This is a genomic window from Streptomyces fulvoviolaceus (genome assembly GCF_000718165.1).
Taxonomy (GTDB): Bacteria; Actinomycetota; Actinomycetes; order Streptomycetales; family Streptomycetaceae; genus Streptomyces; species Streptomyces fulvoviolaceus.
The window spans coordinates 15194-36038 of record NZ_JOEY01000042.1 but is presented as its reverse complement, the minus strand read 5'-3'; the positions used below and the strand labels follow the sequence as shown (position 1 = coordinate 36038).

The window sequence follows — 20845 nt, the reverse complement described above, 5'->3', positions numbered from 1 at the left end:
CGCAACCGGGGACGTGCATTACCTGGCCGCGTGCCAACACGTCGGGGCGCCCGCCGTTTCCTGCTTGCTGTAAGCCATCTTCCTCTGCCTCTCGTCGGTGGCCCATGCGGACCGCATCACGGTCCGCGCGGTGCGGCAACATCTGCCCAGCCATCACGTCCGTGAACCACGACGTCATGATGACTCGGCAGTTCCATCTGCCGCGACCGAAATTTCGGCGGCCAGTTACCGCCTCCCCCGTTTTCCGTGTTTTACCTGGTCAGAGCATCCGGATCAGTGTGCGCCGAACAATTCAAGCAGATTCGTCTTGCCGAACATCCGAGCGGTGTCGACGGCCGACGGGGTCCCCGCGGCCGGGTCGGCACCGCTCTCCAGAAGCGCCTTGATGACGTCTTCAGCACCCTTGAAGACGGCCCCGGCGAGCGGGGTCTGACCCCGGTCATTGATCCGGTCCGCCTCGGCACCCCGGGTGAGCAGCGCGCGCACGGCGTCGGCGTGGCCGTGGTAGGCGGCGAGCATCACCAGGGAGTCACCACGGTCGTTGGTGAGGTTGGCCGGAACGCCCGCGTCGACGTACGCCACGAGCGCCTCGGTCTGCCCCTGCCGGGCCAGATCGAAGATCTTGGTCGCCAGCTCCACGACCTCGGGGTCGGGGGCTTCAGTCATCGGCCGGTCCGCCTCTCGTTACAACCGTTCAGGTGAATCGCAAGGGTACTGGCTTCCGCCACACATGACCGGACACCCGCCAGGCAAAGATCACCACGACTCCACCCGGGGCAACGGCCTGCTCAGGAGGCGCTCAACACTCCTCCACCAGGGTGAAATCCACGGGAATTCACCCAGTTGCACCTTTTATCGTATGGATACATCCTGTGATCCTGGAAGTACTCATGGTGACTGTCCCCACGAACCAGGAGAACTCAAATGATCCTGTCCATCTCAGGTGTGGTGCTGCTCGGCATCATCGTCTTCCTCTTCTTCCGCAAGGACGGACTCAAGGCGTCCCACGCCCTGGTCTCGGCCCTGTTCGGCTTCTACCTCGCGAGCACGGCCATCGCCCCGAGCATCAAGGCCGGCGGCGAGAGCCTGGCGAGCCTCCTCGGCGGCATCACGTTCTGACGCCGTTCCTCCCGTCCGTACGCACCTTCAGGAGACAGCAGTGGCCCGGCGCCCCCTCCCCCGCATTCTGAGCAACGGCAGCGCACAGATCGCCAGGAGCCGGGAGCTGGCCCGGACGGCGGCCGACAGCGCCACCGACGTCCTCCACCCGCTGATCACGATCACCCGAGGTCTGCGCCGGCTGGCATCGGCCGGGCGGCGCAAGTGGGCTGACACGCCCAAGGACAAGCGCGGGCCGCTGCTTTTCCTGGTGGCCTCGGTGGTCCTGGTCGTGGCGCTCGTTCCGTACGGCCCGCTGCTCGCCGTCATCAGCCTGATGGCGGCGGCAGCATGGCAGGGCCGGGACCGCACACCGTCGGCGCCCGAGGGACCCGACGAGTCGCAGACACAGCGCCTCCAGTCGCTGTACGAAGCGCTGGTCCCGTACTTCTCGACCGCCGAGGACCCGGCCCCGCTGTACGCCCACGGGGGCGAGTGGGGGGACGCCTTCCCCGCGTACGACTTCGACGGCACCGGCCGCATCACGCACCTGGTGATCCGCTATCCGGCGTACTTCACCGACGGCGAGGCCGACTGCCGCGCCCGGATCGAGCAGCTGCTGCACGCCAAGTCGGGCCGCGGCCGCGAGTACCACTTCACCTGGGACGAGGAGGGCAACCAGCTCACGGTCGTCGTCCTCGCCCCGCTGCCCACCGACATCGCCGCCCAGCGCTTCGTCACCGCACCCGGCGAGACGGTCCTCGGCTTCACCGACCCCACCCAGGTCCAGCGCACGCTCCCCCTCACCCACGGGGAGGAGCAGCGCGACGTCCCGCCGGTCGTCTGGCGCACCGGCATCCGTTCCACCGAGCCCCACCTCCTGGTCCTGGGCCAGCCGGGCAGCGGCACCTCGACCCTGCTGCGCTCGATCGCACTGCAGGCACTCCAGTACGGCGACGTGGTGATCGTCGAGGGCGGCGGCACCGGCGAGTACGCCTGCCTGACCGGCCGGGACGGCGTCCTGGCCGTCGAGTGCGGACTGACCGGCGCGCTGGCGAGCCTGGAATGGGCGGCCACCGAGACGGAGCGGCGCCTGATCTCCACGAACCGCGCCCGTCAGGCGGGCCTCCCGTCGCCGGAGGACACCAAGCGCCCGCTGTGGATCCTGCTCGACCGCCCGAGCGCCTTCGCCCACCTCGCCGCCGCCGACGACCGCAAGGACCCGCAGTCCCTGCTTCAGGTGCCCCTGCGGCACGGCCGCGCGGCGAACGTCACGGTGGTCGTGGCCGACCAGTTCGACAGCGCGGAGGCTCTGAGCGAGCCCGTACGACAGCACACGCGCGCGCGTGTCGTCCTCGGCCCGGCGACGCCGGACCAGTTGGAAGCCGTTCTGGGCACGCCCCCGCACACGACTCCGGTCGCGCAGGTTCCGCCCGGCCGTGGGTACGCCCGTCTGGGCACGGGGCCGGTCCATCGCCTTCAGGTGCCGGCGACGCCGGACCCCTACGACGAGGCGACGAGCGACGCGGACCGACAGGCCGTACTGGCGCTGCTACCGGCGCGGACCACCCCGGCGGACGCGGAGACGGTCCCCCTGGAAGCGGAAACGGTGGCTGCCGAAGCGCCATGACGTCCGGATGCGGGCCGGTGGGGGCTGGTCGCGCAGTTCCCCGCGCCCCTTAGGCAGGCACAGCTGCCCTCAGCCGTATGGCGCCCCCCTGGTTGCAGTCGAGCGACACCCGCCCCCGCCCAACCCCACCACCGTTCATGCCACGAACGTCCGAGGCGCCTCTCCACCCCCGGACCCCCCGCTCTCCACGATCCGCGCCGCCGCGGCCAACCGTGCCGCGGCCTCGTCCGCCACGGCGCCCCCCACGGTGAACGGCAACCGCACATACCCCTCGAAGGCCCCGTCGACCCCGAAGCGGGGCCCGGACGGCACCCGCAGGCCCACCCGCTCCCCCGCCTCGGCAAGCCGCGACCCCGAGAGCCCCCCGGCCCGCACCCACAGGGTCAGCCCGCCCTTGGGCACTTCGAACTCCCACGTCGGCAACTCCCTGCGCACCGCCGCCACCAGGGCGTCCCGGTTCTCCCGGGCCTGATCGCGCCGCAGTTCCACGGCCTGCGCCCACCCCCCGGTGCTGAACAGCCAGTTCACGGCCAGTTGCTCCACCACGGGCGTGCCCAGATCGGCGTACGCCCGCGCGGAAACCAGGCTGCGGATCACGTCCGGTGCCGCCCGGACCCACCCGATGCGCATCCCCGCCCAGAAGGCCTTGCTGGCCGACCCGACGGTGACCACGGTCGACCCCGCCGGATCGAAGGAACACACAGGCCGCGGCATCTCGACCTCCGGGTCCAGCCACAGCTCGCTCATCGTCTCGTCGGCCACGAGCACGGTCCCCGCCGAGCGGGCCGCCTCCACCAGCTGCCGCCGCTGGTCCTCGCCGGCGAGCGCGCCGGTCGGGTTGTGGAAGTCGGCGACGACGTAGGCGATCCTCGGCGCGGCGTCCCGCAGCACCTGCCGCCAGCGGTCCATGTCCCAGCCGGTCAGCCCCTCGGCCATCGCCACGGGCACGAGCCGGGCGCCCGCCGCCCGCATCAGCTGGAGGATGTTGGCGTAGGAGGGCGACTCGACGGCGATGCGCTCGCCACGACCGGCGAACAGGTGACAGATCGCGTCGATCGCGCCCATCGCACCCGTCGTCACCATGATCTGCTCGGGCATGGTCGGGATCCCGTGGGCGCTGTACCGCTCGGCGATCATCGACCGCAGCGCGGGCAGCCCGGCCGGATAGTCGCCGTGCGTATGGGCGTACGGCGGCAGTTCCTCCAGGGCGCCCTGCACGGCACGGGTCAGCCAGGGCTCGGGGGCGGGCAGCGCCGCGCACCCCAGGTCGATGATCGAGCCGAGGGCCTCGGGCGGCAGCGGCTCCAGCCCGCGCGCGGGCAGCGGGTTGCCGGCCGGCACGGCGGTCCAACTGCCGGCGCCGCGCCGCGACTCCAGGAATCCCTCGGTGCGCAGGGCCTCGTAGGCCGCCGCGACCGTCGTACGACTGACGGACAGGGACAGGGCGAGCTCCCGCTCGGCGGGCAGCCTGGCGGCGACCGGCACCCGGCCCTCCAGCACCAGCAACCGGATGCCGTCGGCGAGCGCGCGATAGGCGGGCGGACGGCGCGTGCCGGGGCCCGCCGGGCGGTCCTGCTGGGAGTTGAGCAGCCGGGCGAGCTGCGCGGCCCCCATCGCCGAGGTCCACTGCGCCATGTAAATCAGTCCACCTTCCCCGAATTGGCCATGGATGATGCTTCCACCCAAGCCACAGGGTGTCATGCATCAGGCCACTACCACCACAGGGGGGCACTTCTTGTCCACGAAGAACCGTCTCGGGCGACGGTTGATCCAGCTGTACATCGGTCTCGCGCTGTACGGGGCGAGTTCGGCGCTTCTCGTCCAGGCGGGCCTGGGCCTCGAGCCCTGGAACGTGCTGCACCAGGGCCTCGCCGAGCTCACCGGCCTGACGATCGGCGTCGTGTCGATCTTCGTCGGCGCAGCGGTGCTGCTCCTGTGGATCCCCCTGCGTCAGCGGCCGGGCCTCGGCACGGTCTCCAACGTCTTCGTGGTCGGCATCGCCATGGACGGCACCCTCGCCGCGCTCCCGGAGGCACACACCCTGGCCGTACAGATTCCTCTTCTCGTGGCCGGCATCGTGCTCAACGGAGTCGCCACCGGCCTCTACATAGCCGCCCGTTTCGGACCGGGCCCCCGGGACGGGCTGATGACCGGGCTCCACCAGCGCACGGGCCGCTCGATCCGCCTGATGCGCACGGCCGTCGAGGTGGCCGTCGTCGCGACCGGCTTCGTCCTGGGCGGCACGATCGGCATCGGCACCGTTCTGTACGCCGTGTCCATCGGCCCACTCGCGCAACTGTTCCTGCGGGTTTTCGCCGTTCCGTCGGCATCCGACGGCAGCACGGTCGTTGCCAAGGGGCAACCGCAGCGGGCGATACTGCGACCGTGACCTCGCGGATACGCCACCCCTACCTCGACCATCCCGGCCCGATCCCCTTCGCCCACCGGGGCGGAGCGGCCGCCGGCCTGGAGAACACCGCGCTGCAGTTCCGGCGGGCGATCGAGGCCGGCTACCGGTACCTCGAGACCGACGTCCACGCCACGGCGGACGGCAAGCTGGTCGCCTTCCACGACGCGACCCTGGACCGGGTGACCGACGGCGCGGGCCGGATCGCGGACCTGCCCTGGGCGGACGTACGGCACGCGCGCGTGGCGGGCAAGGAGCCGGTGCCGCTCTTCGAGGAACTCCTGGAGACCTTCCCCGAGGCACGCTGGAACGTCGACCTCAAGGCGGAGCCGGCGCTCCACCCGCTCCTGGAGCTGATCGAGCGCACGGGCACCTGGGACCGGATCTGCATCGGCTCCTTCTCCGAGGCGCGGGTCGTGCGCGCCCAGCGGCTGGCCGGGCCGCGCCTGGCGACGTCGTACGGCACCCGGGGCGTGCTCAACCTGCGGCTGCGCTCGTGGGGCGTCCCGGCCGCGCTCCGCCGCTCCGCCGTCGCCGCCCAGGTGCCCGAGGCCCAGTCGGGCATCCAGGTGGTGGACCGCCGCTTCCTGCGCACCGCCCACGCGCGCGGGCTGCAGGTACACGTGTGGACCATCAACGAACCCGATCGCATGCACCGGCTCCTGGACCTGGGAGTCGATGGCATCATGACCGATCACATCGACACACTGCGCAAGGTCATGGAGGACCGCGGCGTCTGGGTCTGACCCGGCCGACCCGCCAACCCGCGCACGGCACCTTCACGGGGGAAGCGAGGGCACGGGTGGGCACCGACACCGTGCGGACGGGTTCGGCGGACGAGGCCGCCGAGCGCCGGCGCGAACAGCGCGGCTGGTACTTCTACGACTGGGCCTGCTCCGTCTACTCGACGAGCGTGCTCACCGTGTTCCTGGGCCCCTATCTGACGTCGGTCGCCGAGTCGGCGGCGGACGCGGACGGCTTCGTGCATCCCCTGGGCATCCCGGTGCGCGCCGGATCGTTCTTCGCGTACTCGGTGTCCCTGTCGGTGATCGTGGCCGTGCTGGTGATGCCCCTGGTGGGCGCCGCCGCCGACCGCACCGGCCGCAAGAAGCCACTCCTGGCGGCGGCCGCCTACACCGGGGCCGCGGCGACGACGGGCATGTTCTTCCTCGACGGCGACCGCTATCTGCTGGGCGGCTTCCTGCTGATCGTCGCGAACGCCGCCCAGTCCGTGGCGATGATGCTCTACAACTCCTACCTCCCGCAGATCTCCTCGCCCGAGGAGCGTGACGCGGTCTCCTCGCGGGGCTGGGCCTTCGGATACGCGGCGGGCGCGCTGGTGCTGGTCGCGAATCTCGTCCTCTACAGCGGCCACGACTCCTTCGGACTCTCGGAGAGCGCGGCGGTCCGCATCTGCCTGGCCTCCGCCGGGCTGTGGTGGGGCGCCTTCGCCCTGATTCCGCTACGACGGCTGCGCGACCGCCGCGCCGAGGCGAAGGCCACGGGGAAGCCGACGGCTCCCGGCTTCCGACAGCTGGCCGCGACCGTCCGCGACATGCGCCGCCACCCCCTGACGCTCGCCTTCCTGCTGGCGTACCTCATCTACAACGACGGCATCCAGACCGTGATCTCCCAGGCCTCGCTCTACGGCTCCGAGGAGCTGGGACTCGGCCAGTCGACACTCATCGCGGCGGTGCTGCTCGTCCAGGTGCTGGCGGTGGTGGGGGCACTGGCGCTGGGCCGGCTGGCCCGCACGTACGGCGCCAAGCGCACGATCCTCGGCTCGCTGGTCGCGTGGACGGTGACGCTGGGGGCCGGGTACTTCCTGCCCGCCGGCGCGCCCGTGTGGTTCTTCGTGCTGGCCTCCGGCATCGGGCTCGTCCTCGGCGGCAGCCAGGCCCTATCCCGCTCCCTGTTCTCGCATCTCGTGCCGCCCGGCAAGGAGGCCGAATACTTCTCGGCATACGAGATGAGCGACCGGGGCATGAGCTGGCTGGGACCGCTGCTGTTCGGGATCACCTACCAGCTAACCGGAAGTTATCGCGACGCGATCATCTCGCTGGTGGCCTTCTTCGTCATCGGATTCGTGCTGCTCGCACGGGTTCCGGTGCGGCAGGCGATCAGCGACGCGGGCAATCCGGTTCCGCAGAGGATTTAGCGTTCAGCACGAAAGCGCTGTAGTGTACGCGTTTGGCCTGCCAGGCGTACCGTTACTGCGCGTCAAAGATGCCGAAACGCTGGGTGACATCTGCTAGCAGATGTGACAAACCGGGCGCCGGTGGGTACAACAAGGGGCGGCTACGACGGGCGACGCATGACCCGGAACGGGACCCGGAACGGGAATCTTTACCGCCGACCGGACGTTGACCGGATGACGACGACAGCGACACCTGTCCTGTGGGCGACAAGCCCGGGAGGCACGATTCATGAGTGAGCGAGCTCTTCGCGGCACGCGCCTCGTGGTGACCAGCTACGAGACGGACCGCGGCATCGACCTGGCCCCGCGCCAGGCCGTGGAGTACGCATGCGAGAAGGGACATCGCTTTGAGATGCCCTTCTCGGTCGAGGCGGAGATCCCGCCGGAGTGGGAGTGCAAGGTCTGCGGGGCCCAGGCACTCCTCGTGGACGGCGACGGCCCTGAAGAGAAGAAGGCCAAGCCCGCGCGTACGCATTGGGACATGCTGATGGAACGACGCACCCGAGAGGAACTCGAAGAGGTCCTCGAGGAGCGTCTGGCCGTACTGCGCTCCGGTGCGATGAACATCGCTGTTCATCCCCGGGACAGCCGGAAGTCGGCCTAGTCCCGGCCAGGCCGGAGCGGAACAAACACCGCACGCAAGTACCGCGGGCGCCGTACGTGAGTCACTCACGTACGGCGCCCGCGGTTTTGTGCTTGGGGCGACCGCCAGGCTCAGCGCGTCAGCGGCGGCCTCGGCTCCTGCGGGCCGTCTCCGGGCTCGTCCCGGACGACCTCGCCCGGGACCACCTTGCCGTCGGGACGGTGCATACGGGCCTGCTGGAAGGCATCGCCCAGGGTGCCCGGGGCGGCCTCGCGCAGCTTGCGCTCGACCGTACGTTCCGCGAAGCGGCCGATGGCCTTCTGGACCGGCGGGAGCAGCAGGAGCAGGCCCACCGCGTCGGAGACCAGGCCGGGGATCATGAGGAGCAGGCCGCCCAGCATCATCAGCCCATTGCCGCTGCCGTTCGCGGTCGACGGGGCCCCGCCCCGCTGCACCGCCTCGTTGAGGTTCTGGAAGGCGCGCCTGCCGGCCCGCTTGATGACCACCGAGCCGAGCACGAAGCCGGCGAGCAGCAGCAGGAACACCGTGAAACCGCCGGTCGCGCCCGCGACCACGGTCAGCAGCCAGATCTCCAGCACCAGCCAGGCGGCGATGCCCAGCGGCAGGAAGGTGCGCAACCGGGAACGCCGGGGCCGGGCGGGATACGTGGGAGTCGGAGCGCCAGTCGTCATGCTTCCAGTGTGCCTGGGACCGGCTCAGCACGGGATAAGGGAATGATCAACCGCGACTGTGAAGTCGTGGTGCTACGACTGTGAGGGCTCTCCCCGTCACTACTGCTGTGAAGGCCTGCCCCGGCCCACGATCTTGCCGACCCGCTCCCCCACGCCCCACGTGGTGACCCGCCACAGGGCCTCCACAAGGATGTCGCGGCTCATCTTGGAGTCGCCGTGCTCGCGCTCGACGAAGGTGATGGGGACCTCTACGACGTGGTAGCCGGCCTTGACCGCGCGGCGGGCCAGGTCGACCTGGAAGCAGTAGCCCTGGGAGGCGACCTCGTCGAGGCCGAGGCCTTGGAGGGTCTCGGTGCGGAAGGCGCGGTAGCCGCCCGTGATGTCGCGGAGGGGGAGGTCGAGGGCGATACGGGAGTAGAGGCTGCCGCCGCGGGAGATGAACTCGCGGGACTTGGGCCAGTTCACGACCCGGCCGCCGGGTACCCAGCGGGAGCCGAGGACCAGGTCGGCGCCCTTGAGCGCGGTCAGCAGGCGGGGCAGTTCCTCGGGCTGGTGGGACCCGTCGGCGTCCATCTCGATCAGGACGCCGTAGCCGTGCTCCATGCCCCAGCGGAAGCCCGCGAGGTAGGCGGCGCCGAGGCCCTCCTTGCCCTTGCGGTGCAGGACCTGGACCTGGTCGTCGTCGACGGCCAGTTCGTCGGCGAGCTTGCCGGTGCCGTCAGGGCTGTTGTCGTCGGCCACGAGCACGTGCGCCTCGGGGACGGCCTTGCGAACGCGGCCGACGATGGCCTTGATGTTCTCCGCCTCGTTGTAGGTCGGGATGATCACCAACGCCGTGCCGAGCGGGCCGAATTTCCTCCCCGGATTTTGTGCCGCGAGGGTCCCGTCGCCGTCGTTCACTGCTGCCCCTTCAAGTCCGTACGCAGGGGTCCACCATAGTGGCCGCCGCCTGCTATGACGCGACAAGCCGTTCGTATGGTGGTGTCGTTTCCACAAGAGTGGGGTAAGACTGCGCTTTTCGGTACCTGTGTCTCAGGAGCTGTGTGCTGCGGATGGGGGCCCGGCGCCCTTCGGGCCGACCTGGGACCCGCTGGCTGCGGATCGACCGAAAGCCGTTGTCTACTGAGCGCCCGGGCCCCACCCGGGTCACACCTTCCCGACCGGCCGGAACGTTCCGTCGCCGTGGCGCGGGCGCTGAGCCTGGCTCCCAGTGGCGGTGCGCCGGTGCGGCACACCGTCCCTGACCCAGCGGCGCTGCGACGAAGAGGCGGAGGTTCCCGGTCGGGCGTCCGGTGGTGGACTCGGCCGAACCTACCGGCCCCCTGCTATTGCCTGTCAACAGCCGTTTGACCTGCGGGTCTTCCGTCAATGCGCTGGTCAGTGCGGAGGATACGCAGGTCGCGCGACGGTACGGGGCGGCCGATCGGGGCCGCGCCACCCCCGGAGATCACTCGCCCGGCCGTACGAAGACCGTCCGGCCGCCCACCACGGTGCGCAGGCAGACGGGGAGGTCGTGGCCCGGCGTCAGGTCGGGCAGACCCGGAGTGCCGGAGCGGGGGTCGGTCGACCAGCGGGCGACCCGGTCGTCGGGGGCCTGGACGACGAGCTCGTCGGTGCGCCACACGGCGTAGTCCGCGGGGGCGCCGGGCACCAGGACACCCGCGTCGTCCCGGCCGACGGCCCGCCAGCCGCCGCGCGTATGCGCCGTGAACGCGGCGCGCGCGGAGACGCGGTGCTCGGGAGTGTGGTGGAAGGCCGCGGCACGGACCGTGCCCCAGGGGTCGAGGGGCGTGACCGGGCTGTCCGAGCCGAAGGCGAGCGGGACGCCGGCGCGGAGCAGGGCCGCGAAGGGGTTCAGGGAGCGCGCCCGGTCCACGCCCAGGCGCTGGGCGTACATGCCCTCCTCGCCGCCCCACAGCGCGTCGAAGGCGGGCTGGACGGACGCGGTCAGGCCCAGCTCGGCGAAGGCCGCGATCGTCTCGGGCGTGAGCATCTCGGCGTGCTCGACACGGTGGCGGGCGGCGCGGACGCGGGCGAGGCCGAGCTTCTCGGCGGCTGCGCGGACGCCGTCGACCACGGTGGTCACCGCGGCGTCTCCGATGGCGTGGAAGCCCGCCTGGAGGCCCGCCTCGGTGCAGGCGACGACGTGGGCGGCGACGGCCGCGGCGTCCAGGTAGGCGGTGCCGGTGTGGCCCGCGTCGGTGTAGGGCTGGTGCAGGCAAGCGGTGTGCGAGCCGAGGGCGCCGTCGACGAAGAGGTCGCCGGCCGCGCCGACGGCGCCGAGCTCCCGTGCCTTCTCGACATCCTGTTCGGCCCAGTACCCGACGACGCGCGGACCCGGTTCCTCACCGGACAGCCGCAGCAGCCCGGTGAAGTCGTCCTCGGAGGAGATCTCGGGGCCCGCGCACTCGTGGACGGTGCCGATGCCGAGGGAGGCGGCATGGGCGAGAGCGGCGCGCTGGGCCTCGACGCGCTGGGCGGGCGCGACGGAGCCCAGGGCGGTGGCACGTACCGCGTGATGGACGTCGGCGGTGAGCGGGCCGTCCACGGGCCCCAGGGACGCCATGTCGAGCAGGGCCGTCGTGACGACCGCCGAGTGCACGTCGATACGGCTCAGGTACAGCGGGCGGCCGCCGGTGGCCTCGTCGAGCTCGGCGCGCGTCGGGGGGCGGCCTCCCGCCCAGCGGGAGGCGTCCCAGCCGTGGCCGAGCAGCACACGGTCGTTCGGGCGGGCGGCCGTGAAGTCCCGTACGAGGGCCAGGGCCGCGTCCAGGGAGGGCGCGTCGGACAGGTCGAGGCCGGTGAGGGCGAGGCCGGTGGACGTGGTGTGCACGTGGGCGTCGGTGAACGCGGGGGTGACCAGCGCGCCGTCGAGGTCGAGCACTTCGTCGACGCCGTCCGCGAAGGCGTCCGCGGCACCTTCCGAGCCGACCCAGGCGACTTGTCCGCGCTCCACGACCATCGCGGTGGCGAAGGGGTCGGCGGGGCTGTGGACCTCGCCGCGACGGAGAAGGACGGTCTGGGGCTCGGGGCTACGCTCACTCATGGGGACCAGTCTCGCGCCTGTCCGGGGCCACTCCGAACAGGGGGCACCGGCAACGCCCTAAGGAGCGCGGGGCTGTACCAATATGCGGCTCCGCCGCGTGGGCGCGACCAGCCCCCACCGGGCCCGCGCCCGAGAACCGACCGACATCTGAACGGCGGCGATCAGATCCGCGGCGGCCGCGCCTCGTACGGCGTCGACAGCACCACCGTTGTCCGCGTCGAGACCCCCGCCAGCGACCTCAGCCGCGCGAGCAGTTCCTCCAGCTCATGCGGCGTGGCCACCCGCACCTTCAGGATGTAGTTCTCGTCGCCCGCGACGCTGTGGCAGGCCTCGATCTCGGGCACACCCGCGAGGCGATCCGCAATGTCGTCCGGGGCACTGGGATCGAACGGCTTCACCGAGATGAACGCGGTCATGGGCAGCCCCACCGCCTCGGAGTCGACGACCGCGGCGTAACCGCGGATGACGCCACGCTGCTCCAGCCGCCGCACCCGCTGGTGCACGGCCGACGTGGACAGGCCCGTGGCCTTGCCCAGGTCTGTGTAGCTCATCCGCCCGTCCTTGACGAGCAGCTGCACGATTTGTCGGTCCAGCTCCTCCATGGCGCAAGAACCTACAGTGCGGCTGATCTCCACGGATACCTGAGCGGTCCAGGTCATGCCCGGTTCGTGATGTGGCCGAGAGCTACCTGTGAGCCGTCTGAGGGACAAAACGACCGCGCCGGGCACCTGCGAGTGGCATGTGACGAAGACCACACCCCCGTGAGGGCCTCCGTGATGTTCTCGTGATTACCGCCGAGACGGGGCGGGAAGTGCTTGCTGTGGTCGAGGCCGCAGTGCCGTCACGGCCCAGCCCGAGGGGGAGAACCCAATATGCAGAGTCTTAAGCGCCCTGGTCGTACCGCACCCAAGCGACTCCAGGCCGTCGTCGAGCCCGAGCCGGAGGGCGTCGAACCCGACGCCTTCGACGACGAACTCGACGCGTACGACACCTTCGAGATGTACCGGGTGATCTGCCCGGACTGCGCGCAGCCCATCGCCCTGCTGGCGGACGAGGAGGTCCTGCCGGAGCACGCGCTGTGCGCCTCGCCGTGGAACCCGTTCGGGCTCACGGTCTGCGCCGGTACGGGCCGCAAGGCGTCCGACGCCCGGTCCGCGGACGAGTCCGCGGAGCCCCAGGAGCAGGACACCGCCCTCCTGTTGACGCTCCCTCAGGGGCTCGACTGGCGGACGCAGCCCTTCTCGCACGTCGGCGGCCCGGGTTCGCGCCCCATGCGCGTGCCGGTGATGCGCCGCGCGGCCGCCTGAGCCGCCTCGCTCAATCCCAGTAGTTGCCCTGCACCATGGCTCGCAGGCTGCCGTGGTGCAGGATCAGTGTGTCCGGATCCGCCGGGACGGCCACTTCGCCGAAGTGCGCCTGGCGGTAGGCGACGCGCAGCATGACGATCGCGTGCCGCAGCGCGGCGTACAGCGTGTAGAAGTCCATGTCGCGCGGGGTGTGGCCGGTGAGTTCGGCGTACCGCGTCTCGATCCGGTCGCGGCGCAGGAAGTCCGGGAGCCCGCGCTGGCCGAAGGCGACCGTCAGGTCCTGGAAGAAGCGGTGCAGGTAGACGGTCCAGCCGAGGTCGACCTCGCGCGGGGCCGGGGCCGCCATCTCCCAGTCGAGTACGGCCACGGGGTCGAAGCCGTCGTAGACGACGTTCCCGATGCGCGCGTCGCCCCAGTTGAGTACGGGCATGCCCGGATCCGTGGGCCAGAGTGCCTCCAGCCGGTCGAAGGCCTCCTCGATGAGCGGTGACGGGGCGAGCCCGTCAACCACCCAGGCGTAGTAGGCGCGTTGGGCGGTGACGTGGCGGCGCAGCGCATCGCCTTCACCCGGAAGCGTGAGGAACTCGGCCTCCTTCACGGGTACTTGGTCGTGCAGGCGGGCCAACAGCCCGATCGTGGCCGCCTCCAGGCGCTCGCGCTCCGCGTCGCTCGCCGCGTGCAGCCAATTGCCCTCGTACGTATAGGGCATGACGTCCGGCGGCACGCGCCCCTCGACGCGCTCCATGACGAAGAACGGCGCTCCGAGTGGTCCGGGGTCCTCCTCCAGCCACCGCACCCTCGGCACCGGGAGGTCCGAGCACTCCCCCACGACGCGCATCGTGCGGTACTGGCGGACCATGTCGTACACCGGGAAGACGGTGTACGCCGCCGGGTCCGCCGCGAGCCTCAACGCGCAGGCACGCAGGGGTGGTTCGGGGTGCTCGATGTCGAAGAGCAGGGTCTCGCTGGACATTCCGTTCGACGCGGGGACGGTCACGCCCACGGCCTTCGCGCCGGGCAGGCGGGTGCCGAGCCAGCCGGTGAGGCGGTGGGCGAGTTCCTCCGGGTCGCGGGTGCTGGTGCGGGGCCGGGGTGCCGTGGCCATGTGGCCAACCCCCTTATGGCGCAACCGAGTCGAAGCCGGTGAACCCGCTCGGGTCGTGCCTGCCGAACGAGCCGTGCTCGAAGATGCCGTGTCCGACCCGGCCGTCCAGCCGGAAGCGGGCGGCGTGGTCGGTGACGCCGTACGCGGCCAGGGGATGCGGCCGTGCGAGGTCGTAGGTACGGCGATCGGTCCAGCCGCGGCCGCGCCAGGTGCCGTGCTGCCAGTCGTCGGCGGGCGGGTAGCCGGCGCCGATCGCGAGCGGGGAGGAGGTGAGGACCTCCACGTCCAGCTCCAGCGGCTTGCGGACGTCGGCGAGGTGGATGAGCGCGCGTTCCGGGTGGCGGGTGCCGGAGCGGTAGGTGATCTCGGGCTGGGGCCAGCCGAGTTGGCGGTCGGGGTGGCCGGGGCGGACGAGGGTCGCGTCGTTCAGCGAGCGGTACCCGTCGGCGTCCTCCTGGACGATCACCATCAGGAAGCGGTCCTCGAAGCGGACCGGGCACCAGAGCCAGTGGAAGCCCTGCGTCGGGTGCTCCTCGGCGAACCGGCCGCCCTCCTCACCGGGGACGGGCCGCACGCCCCAACTGCGGTCGCGGGTCCCGGTCCAGGAGCCGGCGTCCACACGCGTCTCCTGTCCGCCGACGCGGATCCAGCCGTCGCAGTGGCCCGCCTGCACGAAACGCTTGCCCTCCAACGTCAGCCGGCCGCCCCGCCGCTGGACGTGGTGCGGCTCCCAGAGGGCCGGGAAGTCCGCCGACCAGTGGATCTCGTACGACAGCCCGTCCGGGTCGTCCGTGGCCGCCTCGCAGCTCAGGACGAAGTCCCTGAGCGGCCGTTCGACGAGGATGCGCAGGGGGCCGACGGCCGGCGCCATCCGGGTCTCGTCCCGCAGCGCGTCCGAGGCGCGCACCGCGTGCAGGGTGTCCCCGACGCGCAGGGTCGCGTACGCGTCGATCACCCCCAGGTTCGGGTAGACCCCGAGCCCCAGGATCAGCAGCGCCCGTCCCGCGTGGTCGAACACGTGGAAGATGCAGCGGTCGTAGGCGTTGCGGTCCCCGGTCGCCACGTGCTTCATCGACAGGGGCACCTGGTGCACGGGGTACTCGTCGAGCGGTATCGGGCGGTCGTCGGTCACGGCCAACCTCCCTCACGGCGGCTGGGCTGACGGTACGTCAGACAGCTTCCGGAGGCCAGATGCGCGGCCGGACGTCCACGAGCCGTACTGCCGGACGTCCGCGAACTCACGCCCGAATCCGGACACCGGTGACCTGTCCACCGACCTCCGCGTTGCCCTGGTATGACCCCCACATATTCAACGACCGGGCGTCAGCGCCGAGTGTTCGTTCCCCCTCCCTACGTCACTCCACCCGCAGAATCGGTTCCGCTCGCCCCGCCCCCGACCCAGGACCCACCCATCTACCGCGACCTGATGCGTACCTGGGCCGACCGCGGCCGCACCCTCCCGGGGCACCACGACCCGGAGTGGGTCCGACTGGCGGCACCCCAGGTCGCGCGGGGCCAGTTCAGCGGGTCTCGGGACCCGCTAGGTGACGGGCGATGACCATCCGCTGAATCTGGTTCGTGCCCTCGACGATCTGCAGGACCTTGGCCTCGCGCATGTACCGCTCGGCCGGGAAGTCCGCGGTGTAGCCGTACCCGCCGAGGATCTGGACGGCGTCGGTGGTCACCTTCATCGCGGTGTCGGTGCAGTGCAGCTTGGCCATGGCCGCCTGCTTGGCGAACGGCCGTCCGGCGTCGCGCAGTCGGGCCGCTGTCAGGTACAGCGCCCGCCCTGCCTCGATCTGGGTCGCCATGTCGGCGAGCATGAAGCGCAGGCCCTGGAAGTCGGCGATCGGCCGCCCGAACTGCTGCCGCCCGGTGGCATACCCGACCGCCTCGTCGAGTGCCGCCTGGGCCACACCGATCGCGCAGGCCGCAATACCGAGCCGCCCGGAGTCGAGCGCGGACAGGGCGATCGCGAAGCCCGCCCCCTCGTCGCCGAGGCGCCGGCCGTCGCCGACCCGGACCCCGTCGAAGTGGACCTGCGCGGTGGGTGAGCCCTTCATGCCCATCTTCTTCTCCGGCGGCGCGGCGCTCAGGCCGTCCGCGTCGGCGGGGACCAGGAACGCCGTGATCCCGCGCGGGCCCTCTTCGCCGGTGCGCGCCATGACGGTGTAGAAGTCGGCGACTCCGCCGTGCGTGATCCAGGCCTTGGTGCCGGTGATCACCCACTGGTCGCTGTCCCGGACGGCTTTCGTACGAAGGGAAGCGGCATCGGATCCGGACGACGGCTCGGAGAGGCAGTAGGCGCCGAGCAGGCCGCCACCGAGCATCGCGGGCAGGTGTTCGACCTGCTGTTCCTTCGTGCCGTAGGTGGCGAGCGCGTAGGAGGCGAGCGTGTGCACGCTGACGCCGAGGCCGACGGTGAGGCGGGCCGCGGCGAGTTCTTCGAGGACCTGGAGGTAGACCTCGTAGGGCTGGTCGCCGCCGCCGTACTCGGAGTCGTACGGCAGGCCGAGCAGTCCGGATTCCGAGAGCAGCGTGAAGACCTCGCGCGGGAAGCGTCCGGCGTCCTCCTCCTCGGCCGCCTTCGGTGCGATCTCGTGCCGTGCGATGTCACGGACGAGCGAGATCAGCTCCCGGGCCTCGTCCGTGGGCAGTTGACGGTCCACCGGCTGCGGGGCGCGGTCGGGCATGGCGACGCTCTCCTCCCTGTTGGGCACTGGCGGACGGGCGCCCTGGGTGGGGGTGGCCTCCGCCGGGTCTCACGGGTGCCGGTCGCTGCCCTTCCGGGTCACGGAAGCTGCTGACCAGCGGCTGTGCGCTGTGAGTATGCCCGATCGGGGACACCGAGTCACCAGTTAACGACCGCTCACTTCAAGAATACCCGCCCTGTCATCCTCACTCACGTGAAATTGGTCCGAACCATTGACCGAAGTGGTCTAGTCCTCCTAGTCTCCCGTCCAACGCTTGACCGCGTTCATGCCAATCGGCACGCGTTCCCCTCACCCCCCACGAGGAGACACCGATGCACAATGACCACCGTCCGCGTGCCCGCTTCCGGGCACTGATCTCCGCCGCGTGTTGCGCCCTCCTCGGCGCCGGCCTGCTGGCCGGCGCGAGCAGCGCGACCGCCGAGCCCTCACCCTCCAAGGCCTCGATCGTGAAGCCGAAGGCCGCCGGTTCCAAGGTCGTCGGTTACTTCACCGAATGGGGCACCTACGACCGCAAGTACTACGTCAAGAACATCGAGACGTCGGGCTCGGCGTCCAGGCTCACCCACATCAACTACGCCTTCGGCAACGTGACCGGCGGCAAGTGCGCGATGGGCGACGCCTACGCGGCGACCGACCGGACGTACACCGCCGCCGAGTCCGTGGACGGGGTCGCCGACACCGTGGACCAGCCGCTACGCGGCAACTTCAACCAGCTGCGCGAGCTGAAGAAGAAGCACCCGGGCCTCAAGGTCCTCTGGTCGTTCGGCGGTTGGACCTGGTCGAGCGGCTTCGGCGAGGCCGCGCAGAACCCGGCCGCGTTCGCGCAGTCCTGCTACGACCTGGTCGAGAACTCCCAGTGGGCCGACGTCTTCGACGGCATCGACATCGACTGGGAGTACCCGAACGCCTGCGGCAACACCTGTGACACCAGCGGCCGGGAGGCGTTCAAGAACCTGATGGCGGCGCTGCGGGCGAAGTTCGGCTCGAGCAACCTGGTCACGGCGGCGATCACGGCGGACGCCACTGCCGGCGGCAAGATCGACGCCGCCGACTATGCGGGCGCGGCCCAGTACGTCGACTGGTACAACCCGATGACGTACGACTACTTCGGCGCCTGGGCCGCGACCGGTCCGACGGCTCCGCACTCGCCGCTGAACTCGTACTCCGGTATCCCACAGGCGGGTTACTACACCTCGGCGACCATCGCGAAGCTCAAGGGCCTCGGCATCCCGGCCTCGAAGCTGCTGCTCGGCATCGGCTTCTACGGCCGCGGCTGGACCGGCGTGACGCAGTCGGCACCCGGCGGCACGGCGACCGGCCCGGCGGCAGGGACGTACGAGGCGGGCTTCGAGGACTACAAGGTGCTCAAGTCCAAGTGCCCGGCGACCGGCACGGTGGGCGGCACGGCGTACGCCAAGTGCGGGAGCGACTGGTGGAGTTACGACACCCCCGCGACCATCGGGACGAAGATGGCGTACAAGAACCAACAGGGGCTGGGCGGCACGTTCTTCTGGGAACTCAGTGGGGACACCTCGGGCGGTGAGCTGATCAAGGCGATCAACTAGCCGGTCCCGAGCGGGACTTGGGGCGGGGGACCACGAGCCTCCGCCCCAAGGGCGTACCCGTCGGCCTGCGTCAGGTGTCCCGGCGGGCCGGAGCCGGGGCCGGGTAGTCGGGGTCCAGCTCCTCGATCGCGCGCATCGTGGCGCCGAGCGTCTTCACCAGCAGTTCGCGCATGGTGTCGCGGGACAGCTGGGGCGGGCGGTCGATCCAGTCGAGGGTGGCGCCCTCGACGCTGCACACCCAGGCGAACAGGCCCATGCGGGCCAGCGGGGAGATGTCGGTACGGCCGTACGCCCCGTCCGCGATGGTCGCGACGATCGCCTCGCGCACCCCGTCCCGGACGGCATGCACCTCGGCGTCGAAACCGACGCCTCCGCTGACGACGGTGCGGTACGCGGCCTGGTTGTGCTCGGCGTAGCGCAGATAACTGTCGATGGTGCGCTGGACCCGGTCCAGCTGGGGCAGTTGGAGGCCGCTCGCCGCGTAGGTGACCAGGTCGGCGACGGAGTCCTGGATGATCGCCAGGTAGTAGCCGCGCTTGGACTGGAAGTAGTAGTAGATCAGCCCCTTGGCGACATGCGCCTGCTTGGCGATGTCATCCATGGAGAGCGCGTCGTACGAGGTGTCCGCGAACAACTTCCGCCCGATGGCGATGAGTTCGGCACGGCGTGCGACCGAGCGTTCGGTGCCGCGCGCCCGGGGACGGGCGGCGTCGCGCTGTTGGCTGATATTCAATTTCGACCCTGGTCTCAACGGGCGGCGGGACATCCGCAGTATGGCAGGTCGGTATGGGTCAGGTCACAGCAGGCCGAGCTGGGCCACGAGCATCGCGATCACCACGACGAGGGTCCAGCCCATGACGTGCTCGAAGATCTTCGGGCCGTCGTCCTTGGGGCCGCCGGTGCGGGTGCGCGTGCGGGTGGCGGTGGCTGAGTGTGCGGTCATGGCGTCTCGCTGATCTCGGATGAAACGGGTGGACTCCCCCCACCGATCTGTCCACCTTGCCACCGACATGGGCTCTTGTGGCCGAGACGTTGGTCACAGGGCCCTGGTCCCCCAGGGCCCTGGACGGGTTCAGCGCACGCCCACCGCGGCGAGCGCCTTGCGCTGGCGCCCGGTCGGATGGGCCGGGAAGTACAGGTAGCAGACGCCGCCGGTGCCGGAGACGACCTTGCCACTCGCGTTGTACCGCTTGGTCCGGAGCCAGATGTTCTCCCACTCGGACCGCTTGTACACGCGCCGCACCGCCGCGTCGCTCGGCGAGGCCGGGTCGTTGGCGATCACGTCGCCGTCGGCGGTGAAGCCGATGACGGTCATCAGGTGGCCGGAGGTGCCGTAACCGGCCCCCGTCAGCTCCTCCTTGAGGAACGACTGGGACGTTATGGCCGGGATGCCGGCCGCGATCAGCGTCTCCAGGTCGGTGAGCGAGCCGAGCCGGGTGACGATGCCCTGCAGGCCCTTGAAGGTGGCCGCGTAGGCCGCGTTGAACGGCCAGTTGCCGCAGCCCGCGTACTGGTAGTCGTAGGTGAACCGGGCCGCGTGGCAGACCTGCGGGTCGGCGTAGGACGGGTCGACCCAGGCCAGCTGCTCCTCGGTGAGGCTGCCGCCCCAGTACTCGATGATCATCTGCGAGGAGGTGGGGCTGCACCAGGCCTCGCCGCCGTTGTCGTACTCCGGGTACTGGCCCGCGTGGATCTCCTGCGAGTAGCGCGGGACGATCAGCTCCTGCGCGAGACCTGGCGTGGTGGCCGGGACGGTGAAGCGGTCGGGGATGTCGGAGCCCATCGCGCCCAGCCGCCAGACGATCGGCGTGGTCTTCGTGCCGGGCTTGCGGTACAGGGTCAGTCGCAGCCGGTACGACGCCAGGCGCAGCCCGGTCGACGGGTCGTCGATCGCGAAGGTGTCCGTCCAGACGGTGCTCTTGTCGTCGGTCTGGTCGTCGACCGAGGTCCGCTTGATGTCCTGGTCGCCGGCCGCCCAGCGGCCCATCACGTACCAGGGGGTGTCCGTGCCGTCGGAGTACGTCCCCTTGAGCTCGACCTGGAGCCAGGTGCCGTCCGGGGTGTGCGCGTTCCAGGAGGCGATCGCCTCGGTGGAGGGGACGGCGAGCTTGTGGACCGGGGAGGTCCAGGTCGCGTACTCCCAGGTGGCGGTCGTGCCGGTGTGCGGGTCGGTGTAGTCGGCGGTGCCCGCGGGGGCGCCGATCACGACGCCGGGACGGGCGCCCGGGACGGCACGGGTGCCCTTCGCGGCACCGCTGCGCCAGTCGGTGTACGTGGTCCAGGCGCGGTAGTCGACCGGGAGGGCCGGAGCCACTGCCGGGCCCTCGCTGTCGGCGGCCGCGGGGCCCGCGCTGCCGCCCACGGCAGCGGCGACCGCGACGGCCAGAACGGTTCTGCGGGACGGCTGTTCGGCTCTGCTCATGGGCGGAAAGACCCCCAGGTTTCCGAGTCGGGGCAGGTCCAATGCGTGGTTGTGCGCCAACTATGCGGCAGGCGGCATG

The 20845-nt window shown here is 70.8% G+C and carries 20 protein-coding genes; 8 read left to right on the top strand and 12 right to left on the bottom strand.

The features are described from left to right. Positions 1–273: 273 nt before the first annotated feature. A complete protein-coding gene (locus tag IG08_RS0137130; protein WP_030613352.1) occupies positions 274–666 on the bottom strand; it encodes an ankyrin repeat domain-containing protein in 393 nt (130 codons plus the stop codon). Between the two features lie 258 nt (positions 667–924). On the opposite strand from IG08_RS0137130, the gene IG08_RS0137125 reads away from it, so the two are divergent. After that, positions 925–1119, top strand: coding sequence for a hypothetical protein (locus tag IG08_RS0137125; protein ID WP_030613349.1), 195 nt, complete (start codon positions 925–927; stop codon positions 1117–1119). 40 nt (positions 1120–1159) lie between these two features. Beyond that, complete coding sequence (locus tag IG08_RS0137120) at positions 1160–2728, top strand: P-loop NTPase family protein (protein WP_030613346.1); 1569 nt, start codon at positions 1160–1162, stop codon at positions 2726–2728. A 135-nt stretch (positions 2729–2863) separates the two neighbouring features. Here the strand turns inward: IG08_RS0137120 and IG08_RS0137115 are convergent, their stop codons facing one another. Next, on the bottom strand, positions 2864–4363 hold the full coding sequence (locus IG08_RS0137115; RefSeq protein WP_030613343.1) for an SCO1417 family PLP biosynthesis transcription factor: 1500 nt from the start codon (positions 4361–4363) through the stop codon (positions 2864–2866). A 64-nt stretch (positions 4364–4427) separates the two neighbouring features. On the opposite strand from IG08_RS0137115, the gene yczE reads away from it, so the two are divergent. From yczE to IG08_RS0137095, 4 genes are all read left to right on the top strand, one after another. Further along, a complete protein-coding gene (gene yczE / locus IG08_RS0137110) occupies positions 4428–5117 on the top strand; it encodes a membrane protein YczE (RefSeq protein WP_199820973.1) in 690 nt (229 codons plus the stop codon). Continuing rightward, positions 5114–5881, top strand: a complete 768-nt coding sequence (locus IG08_RS0137105) for a glycerophosphodiester phosphodiesterase family protein (protein WP_030613339.1) — start codon at positions 5114–5116, stop codon at positions 5879–5881. The genes yczE and IG08_RS0137105 overlap by 4 nt, the downstream gene beginning before the upstream one ends. A 56-nt stretch (positions 5882–5937) precedes the next feature. Then, on the top strand, positions 5938–7293 hold the full coding sequence (locus tag IG08_RS0137100; RefSeq protein WP_030613336.1) for an MFS transporter: 1356 nt from the start codon (positions 5938–5940) through the stop codon (positions 7291–7293). 268 nt (positions 7294–7561) lie between these two features. Then, positions 7562–7936: an RNA polymerase-binding protein RbpA gene (locus IG08_RS0137095; protein ID WP_003977404.1), complete on the top strand. Its 375-nt coding sequence runs from the start codon at positions 7562–7564 to the stop codon at positions 7934–7936. Between the two features lie 110 nt (positions 7937–8046). On the opposite strand, the gene fxsA is transcribed toward IG08_RS0137095, so the two are convergent. From fxsA to IG08_RS0137075, 4 genes are all read right to left on the bottom strand, one after another. Next, positions 8047–8607 (bottom strand): FxsA family membrane protein, encoded by a 561-nt coding sequence (gene fxsA, locus IG08_RS0137090; RefSeq protein ID WP_030613333.1) that lies wholly within the window; start codon positions 8605–8607, stop codon positions 8047–8049. Between the two features lie 99 nt (positions 8608–8706). Beyond that, on the bottom strand, positions 8707–9507 hold the full coding sequence (locus IG08_RS0137085; protein ID WP_030613330.1) for a polyprenol monophosphomannose synthase: 801 nt from the start codon (positions 9505–9507) through the stop codon (positions 8707–8709). Between the two features lie 547 nt (positions 9508–10054). Continuing rightward, positions 10055–11653: an amidohydrolase gene (locus tag IG08_RS0137080; RefSeq protein WP_030613327.1), complete on the bottom strand. Its 1599-nt coding sequence runs from the start codon at positions 11651–11653 to the stop codon at positions 10055–10057. Between the two features lie 161 nt (positions 11654–11814). After that, positions 11815–12255: an Lrp/AsnC family transcriptional regulator gene (locus IG08_RS0137075; protein ID WP_015661871.1), complete on the bottom strand. Its 441-nt coding sequence runs from the start codon at positions 12253–12255 to the stop codon at positions 11815–11817. Positions 12256–12525: 270 nt separating this feature from the next. Here IG08_RS0137075 and IG08_RS0137070 point away from each other — a divergent pair, with 270 nt between their 5' ends. Continuing rightward, positions 12526–12960: a hypothetical protein gene (locus tag IG08_RS0137070; protein WP_030613323.1), complete on the top strand. Its 435-nt coding sequence runs from the start codon at positions 12526–12528 to the stop codon at positions 12958–12960. Positions 12961–12970: 10 nt separating this feature from the next. Here IG08_RS0137070 and IG08_RS0137065 read toward each other — a convergent pair whose 3' ends face one another. The 3 genes from IG08_RS0137065 to IG08_RS0137055 all read right to left on the bottom strand — a co-directional run bounded on the left by IG08_RS0137065 (position 12971) and on the right by IG08_RS0137055 (position 16758). Further along, positions 12971–14065: a phosphotransferase family protein gene (locus tag IG08_RS0137065; protein WP_030613320.1), complete on the bottom strand. Its 1095-nt coding sequence runs from the start codon at positions 14063–14065 to the stop codon at positions 12971–12973. Between the two features lie 13 nt (positions 14066–14078). Then, the gene (locus tag IG08_RS0137060) at positions 14079–15197 is read right to left on the bottom strand and encodes an Rv3169 family protein (RefSeq protein ID WP_030613317.1); all 1119 of its coding nucleotides are present in this window, start codon (positions 15195–15197) and stop codon (positions 14079–14081) included. Between the two features lie 388 nt (positions 15198–15585). Continuing rightward, entirely contained in the window at positions 15586–16758 is a 1173-nt protein-coding gene (locus tag IG08_RS0137055; protein WP_030613314.1) for an acyl-CoA dehydrogenase family protein, read from the bottom strand. 332 nt (positions 16759–17090) lie between these two features. Between IG08_RS0137055 and IG08_RS0137050 the strand changes: the two genes are divergently transcribed. Next, positions 17091–18344: a glycoside hydrolase family 18 protein gene (locus IG08_RS0137050; protein WP_030613311.1), complete on the top strand. Its 1254-nt coding sequence runs from the start codon at positions 17091–17093 to the stop codon at positions 18342–18344. Between the two features lie 70 nt (positions 18345–18414). On the opposite strand, the gene IG08_RS0137045 is transcribed toward IG08_RS0137050, so the two are convergent. The 3 genes from IG08_RS0137045 to IG08_RS0137035 all read right to left on the bottom strand — a co-directional run bounded on the left by IG08_RS0137045 (position 18415) and on the right by IG08_RS0137035 (position 20766). Next, entirely contained in the window at positions 18415–19077 is a 663-nt protein-coding gene (locus IG08_RS0137045) for a TetR/AcrR family transcriptional regulator (RefSeq protein WP_030613308.1), read from the bottom strand. A 63-nt stretch (positions 19078–19140) separates the two neighbouring features. Next, the gene (locus IG08_RS59395) at positions 19141–19287 is read right to left on the bottom strand and encodes an SCO1431 family membrane protein (protein ID WP_106981100.1); all 147 of its coding nucleotides are present in this window, start codon (positions 19285–19287) and stop codon (positions 19141–19143) included. A gap of 129 nt (positions 19288–19416) precedes the next feature. Then, the gene (locus tag IG08_RS0137035; RefSeq protein ID WP_030613305.1) at positions 19417–20766 is read right to left on the bottom strand and encodes a peptidase C39 family protein; all 1350 of its coding nucleotides are present in this window, start codon (positions 20764–20766) and stop codon (positions 19417–19419) included. Positions 20767–20845 lie beyond the last annotated feature (79 nt).

Excerpts from the sequence above, each read along its gene's own strand:
- IG08_RS0137115 (WP_030613343.1), bottom strand. The coding sequence starts at position 4,363 with ATGGCGCAGTGGACCTCGGCGATGGGGGCCGCGCAGCTCGCCCGGCTG.
- IG08_RS0137095 (WP_003977404.1), top strand. The coding sequence starts at position 7,562 with ATGAGTGAGCGAGCTCTTCGCGGCACGCGCCTCGTGGTGACCAGCTAC.
- IG08_RS0137065 (WP_030613320.1), bottom strand. The coding sequence starts at position 14,065 with ATGGCCACGGCACCCCGGCCCCGCACCAGCACCCGCGACCCGGAGGAA.
- IG08_RS0137035 (WP_030613305.1), bottom strand. The coding sequence starts at position 20,766 with ATGAGCAGAGCCGAACAGCCGTCCCGCAGAACCGTTCTGGCCGTCGCG.
- IG08_RS59395 (WP_106981100.1), bottom strand. The coding sequence starts at position 19,287 with ATGACCGCACACTCAGCCACCGCCACCCGCACGCGCACCCGCACCGGC.
- IG08_RS0137070 (WP_030613323.1), top strand. The coding sequence starts at position 12,526 with ATGCAGAGTCTTAAGCGCCCTGGTCGTACCGCACCCAAGCGACTCCAG.
- yczE (WP_199820973.1), top strand. The coding sequence starts at position 4,428 with ATGCATCAGGCCACTACCACCACAGGGGGGCACTTCTTGTCCACGAAG.
- IG08_RS0137080 (WP_030613327.1), bottom strand. The coding sequence starts at position 11,653 with ATGAGTGAGCGTAGCCCCGAGCCCCAGACCGTCCTTCTCCGTCGCGGC.
- IG08_RS0137125 (WP_030613349.1), top strand. The coding sequence starts at position 925 with ATGATCCTGTCCATCTCAGGTGTGGTGCTGCTCGGCATCATCGTCTTC.
- IG08_RS0137075 (WP_015661871.1), bottom strand. The coding sequence starts at position 12,255 with ATGGAGGAGCTGGACCGACAAATCGTGCAGCTGCTCGTCAAGGACGGG.
- IG08_RS0137055 (WP_030613314.1), bottom strand. The coding sequence starts at position 16,758 with ATGCCCGACCGCGCCCCGCAGCCGGTGGACCGTCAACTGCCCACGGAC.
- IG08_RS0137130 (WP_030613352.1), bottom strand. The coding sequence starts at position 666 with ATGACTGAAGCCCCCGACCCCGAGGTCGTGGAGCTGGCGACCAAGATC.
- fxsA (WP_030613333.1), bottom strand. The coding sequence starts at position 8,607 with ATGACGACTGGCGCTCCGACTCCCACGTATCCCGCCCGGCCCCGGCGT.
- IG08_RS0137050 (WP_030613311.1), top strand. The coding sequence starts at position 17,091 with ATGCACAATGACCACCGTCCGCGTGCCCGCTTCCGGGCACTGATCTCC.